Annotated in this window: 5 protein-coding genes; all 5 read left to right on the top strand. The window is 41.2% G+C overall.

Annotated features, from left to right (window positions below; genetic code table 11):
* Nucleotides 1-1,558, top strand: a 1,558-nt coding sequence (gene rny, locus ACEW8U_RS17075; protein WP_373523266.1) for a ribonuclease Y, incomplete at its 5' end; no start/stop codon positions are given.
* 678 nt (nucleotides 1,559-2,236) lie between these two features.
* Nucleotides 2,237-3,025 (top strand): zinc-dependent peptidase, encoded by a 789-nt coding sequence (locus tag ACEW8U_RS17070; protein WP_373523265.1) that lies wholly within the window; start codon nucleotides 2,237-2,239, stop codon nucleotides 3,023-3,025.
* Nucleotides 3,026-3,080: 55 nt separating this feature from the next.
* Nucleotides 3,081-3,302 carry a hypothetical protein gene (locus ACEW8U_RS17065; protein ID WP_373523264.1) on the top strand — a complete coding sequence of 74 codons (222 nt, stop codon included), beginning with the start codon at nucleotides 3,081-3,083 and terminating at the stop codon, nucleotides 3,300-3,302.
* Nucleotides 3,295-3,714 carry a putative toxin-antitoxin system toxin component, PIN family gene (locus ACEW8U_RS17060; RefSeq protein WP_373523263.1) on the top strand — a complete coding sequence of 140 codons (420 nt, stop codon included), beginning with the start codon at nucleotides 3,295-3,297 and terminating at the stop codon, nucleotides 3,712-3,714. Before ACEW8U_RS17065 ends, ACEW8U_RS17060 begins: the two co-directional genes overlap by 8 nt.
* A gap of 68 nt (nucleotides 3,715-3,782) precedes the next feature.
* Nucleotides 3,783-4,512, top strand: a 730-nt coding sequence (locus tag ACEW8U_RS17055) for a M20/M25/M40 family metallo-hydrolase (protein WP_373523262.1), incomplete at its 3' end; no start/stop codon positions are given.

Here is a 4,512-nt window from a genome sequence, read left to right as displayed (position 1 = left end):
ATTATTATACATCATTATCGCAGGCATAGTTGGCCTGGGATTGGGCGCTGTCATTGCAGGCCTTTTTATCCAAAACAATAACAAAAAGCTCGAGGCAGAAGCCAAGGAAAAAGCAAAAAGCATCATCCGTGAAGCGGAGATAACAGCAGAGGCCACCAAGAAAGACAGGATTTTGGAGGCAAAGGAAAAGTACCTGAGACTCAAGTCGGAGTTTGAAGAGGAGATGAACAAAAAGAAAAACATCATCCTTACCAACGAAAACAAAATCAAGCAACGGGAGCAGGTCATGTCCAAGGAATTGGAACAAATCAAAAGAAAAGAAGCCGAACTCGACAGCAAGAAAGAAAACCTCAGTGCACAATTACACGCAGTTCAAGTCAAAAAAGAGGAACTCGACAGGGTCACCAATCAGCGAATCTCGGATCTCGAAAAAATAGCAGCACTCACAAGAGAAGAGGCCAAAGACCAATTGGTCGAAATGCTCAAAGATGAGGCCACCACCAAAGCTTCCTCACAGATCAAGGATATCCTTGACAATGCCAAGCTTACAGCTACCAAGCAGGCCAAGAAAATAGTCTTGGATACTATCCAAAGAACGGCTACTGAGCATGCCATTGAAAATTGTGTTTCGGTTTTCAACATTGAAAGCGACGATGTCAAAGGAAAAATCATCGGTAGGGAAGGTAGAAATATCCGTGCTTTGGAAGCAGCTACCGGTGTGGAGATCGTAGTGGACGATACGCCTGAGGCGATCATTATTTCCGGCTTTGATCCGGTAAGGAGAGAAGTCGCAAGATTGTCTTTGCACAGATTGGTTCAGGATGGCAGGATTCACCCAGCAAGGATCGAGGAGGTAGTAGCCAAAACCGAAAAAAATATTGAAGAGGAAATTGTGGAGATAGGTGAAAGGACCTGTATTGAATTGGGAGTCCACGGATTGCATCCCGAACTGATCCGGATGATCGGCAGGATGAGGTTCCGTTCTTCATATGGACAAAACCTGCTGCAGCACTCCAAAGAAGTAGCCAAGCTTTGCGCTACCATGGCTGCTGAAATGGGCCTTAATGCCAAGTTGGCCAAGCGTGCTGGATTGCTGCATGATATCGGAAAAGTCTGGCCGGAAGAGGCTGAACTTCCCCATGCCGTCCTTGGTATGGAACTGGCCAAAAAATACAAGGAGCACCCTGAGGTTTGCAATGCTATAGGAGCCCACCACGATGAGATTGAGATGACTTCGATGATCTCTCCCATAGTTCAGGCTTCGGATGCCATATCAGGCTCAAGACCAGGCGCAAGAAGGGAAATCATGGACAGCTATATCAAGCGTCTAAAAGAGTTAGAAGAACTCGCCTTGGCCTTTGATGGTGTCAACAAATGCTTTGCCATGCAGGCGGGCCGTGAATTGCGTGTATTGGTAGATGCTGAGAACGTGGATGATGCCACTGCAAGCAAACTCTCCTTCGACATCTCCCAAAAGATCGAAAAAGAAATGCAGTATCCGGGGCAGATTAAGATTACGGTGATCAGAGAGATGAGGGCGGTGAATTATGCTAAATAAGTTGGGAGTTGGAAGTTGGAGGTAGGAAGTTTTTGGGGTGAAATATGCCTGATGACCGATGACGGATGTTAGGTAAGTTAAATCCTTAAGGTTCGTTATTTAGAACGAGCTTATAAAGACCTTGAAACTGAAAATTGACTCTAGTGCGTAGTGAAAAATATCTTATTTAGAGGCAGTTATTTAAAAAAGGGTTTCCTAAGTTTAAGGAGACCCTTTTTTCGTTATGAGGATTGATGGTAGATTTCCTTGTTTTTTTTCTAATCAATTTGGGCTATTATTCCAAATATGCTTTTGTGAAGTCAATAGACTTATTGATGTGAGTGGGGACACTCACATTGGCAGCGGTTTTGGAATTAAGTGACTCATTTAGGCAAAGAAAAGAAAAATGCCGTAGGCTTGACCGAAATAAGTGTGCCGGTAATTTATTGCTGGGATCAAGTAGATTCCACGATTCCAAAAGTACCGTAGGTACGAACGATTTAGAATAAAAAAGGAAATACTGTGATATAGGTGAAGGCAATCACTTCCGTAAAAGAACTCCTTGAAGTGAGTGAAGACACTCACTCTGGCGATAGCAGAGACCAGGCTTTCTGATGGTGGAGACACTCACATTGGCGACAGAATTAGCAAGGAAGAAGGAATAATGGTAATCTGAAATTTGAATTGTAAATTCAACCCATGTTCAGAAGGGGTTTGATTTTTACTTTATTTGGCGGCCTGATTAATTTGGGGCAGGAACTTTTGTTGTTACTGAAAATCAAATCAATCCATGATACCGATATACATGTTTTGGAGAAAAATTTCTCCTATTTCCGTAAACTCAATCCAAAACACAAAAAGGAATTCAAACGCCGCTTAGCAAGGTTTTTGGCCCAAAAAAAAATGATTCCTAGAGGCGGACTAAAGCAGGCAACCCGGGAAATGCAATTGCTGATAGGGGCTACTGCAGTCATGGTCACTTTTGGATTCAGAGGGGTTTCACTCAAGCATTTCAAAAAAATCCTGATCTATCCTGACAATTACTTTTCTACCATCAATCAACAGTACCATCAGGGCGAGGTCAATCCCAAACTTGGGGTAATTGTGCTGTCATGGAGGAATTTTGCAGAGGGGTTTATGTATCCCAATGACGGGGTCAATTTGGGCATCCATGAAATGGCCCATGCCCTCAAACTGGAAAATCAGATCCATTATAACAGAGAAAGTAATTTTTTCAATCCTGACCGTTGGGAGACTTACGCCAAACTGGCTGCTATGGAAATCCGCAAAATCCAATCGGGAGAAGCATCCATATTTAGGCCTTCTGCCGGGAAAAACAGCCATGAGTTTTTTGCAGTAGCTTTGGAAACATTCTTTGAAAAATCAGCCGAGTTAAAGGGCTATAATCAGGAATTTTATCAGGCACTGGTATTTTTGTTGAAGCAGGATCCTTTGGTTTTGGGAGGAAAGGAAAAAAGTACGCTTTAAACTTTTTTAAAACTGAACCTGTTTTTTTCATATATTAATGAAAAATACTCAGGTCATGGAAAAAATCGAAATTGAGGTGGATAAGCTAACTGCGGCCAAGTGGGATACAGTTGACTTGGTGAAAAAAAAAGAAATTTCAAGGAAGATCAGCCAATTGTTAAAGGTAAGTCTGAACAAAGATAAGGTTGATTTTTGGGCTTTTGTGGACGAAATTCGAAATGAAGCCAAAGCTAACGGACTTACAGAGGAGGAACTTGAAAAGATATTGAATGAATGATGGTTTTAGATTTTTATTAGATACTAACGTATTGGTGAGTGTCATTTTATCACCAAATAACTCCAGTAGATTAGCTTTGGAAAAAGTATTCAATAATGGCCTATTATTATTTAGTCATGAAACAAAATCCGAGCTTTTAGAGGTATTAAATCGTAAAAAATTTGACAAATATGTTCCATTGGAAAAAAGAGTGAAATTTGCTGAAAGACTATTTGCTTTTTCAAAGGAACTAAATGTTTTGGGTTCATTTAAGATATGTAGAGATCCAAGAGATGATAAATTCTTAAATTTGGCATTAGAAGGAAAAGTAGATTTTATTATTTCTGGAGACAAAGATTTGCTCGATCTGAATCCTTATAATGGGATTTCAATTTTAAGTCCATCTGAATTTCTAATTCAAAAATTAGACTAAACTATACCAGCGGTATTGCCATCCTTTTAATTTTTCACCTATTTCGCTACCAATAGAAACTTCCATTTATGAACATCAAGACCTTCTTCCCACTATTGGTATTTTTTCTAACCAATCAAATCATCATTGCCCAAACCATACAGCCGCAATACCAAAAGCAGGTGGAGGAATTGGCTAAAAAACCTACGGTCCAAAAAGCCTTTGATTACATTAAATCCATCGATGATCAGACCATCAAGGATATGATATTCTTGACGGAGATACCTTCACCATCTTTTCATGAAAAGGAAAAAGGTTTGGCTTTTGCTGAATTGTTAAGAAAAGCAGGGGCAGATTCAGTGTGGATTGATGAGGTTGGCAATGTCATCGGAAAGCGAAAAGGCACCAAGTCAAAGAAGACCATTCTTGTCGAGGCCCACTTGGATACGGTATTTCCTTTTGGTACAGATGTAACAGTCAAGCAGAAAGGAGACACACTTTTTGCCCCGGGAATTGGGGATGCGACAAGGTCACTTTCTGTGGTGATTGCTTTGGTCAAGACTTTCAATCAGTTTGATATCCGCACAGAGCATGATATCTGGTTTGCAGGAACAGTAGGGGAGGAAGGATTGGGAGACCTTTATGGGGTGAAGCATCTTTTTAGGGAAGGCGCACAGCCTTTGGCAGCCCATATTGCCATAGATGGTGGGGGATTGGAAGATATAGTAAACGGTGGCATTGGTTCGCTGAGGTACAAGGTCATGTTCAAAGGTTCAGGAGGGCACTCTTATGGTGCATTTGGAATAGGTAATCCCCATA

Origin of the sequence: Aquiflexum sp. (assembly GCF_041751335.1) — a bacterium.
GTDB lineage: Bacteria > Bacteroidota > Bacteroidia > Cytophagales > Cyclobacteriaceae > Aquiflexum.
This window is presented reverse-complemented; position numbering and strand designations above follow the sequence as displayed.

Bases quoted from the DNA above. Each gene is read 5' to 3' on its own strand.
- ACEW8U_RS17070 (WP_373523265.1), top strand. From the start codon at position 2,237: ATGTTCAGAAGGGGTTTGATTTTTACTTTATTTGGCGGCCTGATTAAT.
- ACEW8U_RS17060 (WP_373523263.1), top strand. From the start codon at position 3,295: ATGAATGATGGTTTTAGATTTTTATTAGATACTAACGTATTGGTGAGT.
- ACEW8U_RS17065 (WP_373523264.1), top strand. From the start codon at position 3,081: ATGGAAAAAATCGAAATTGAGGTGGATAAGCTAACTGCGGCCAAGTGG.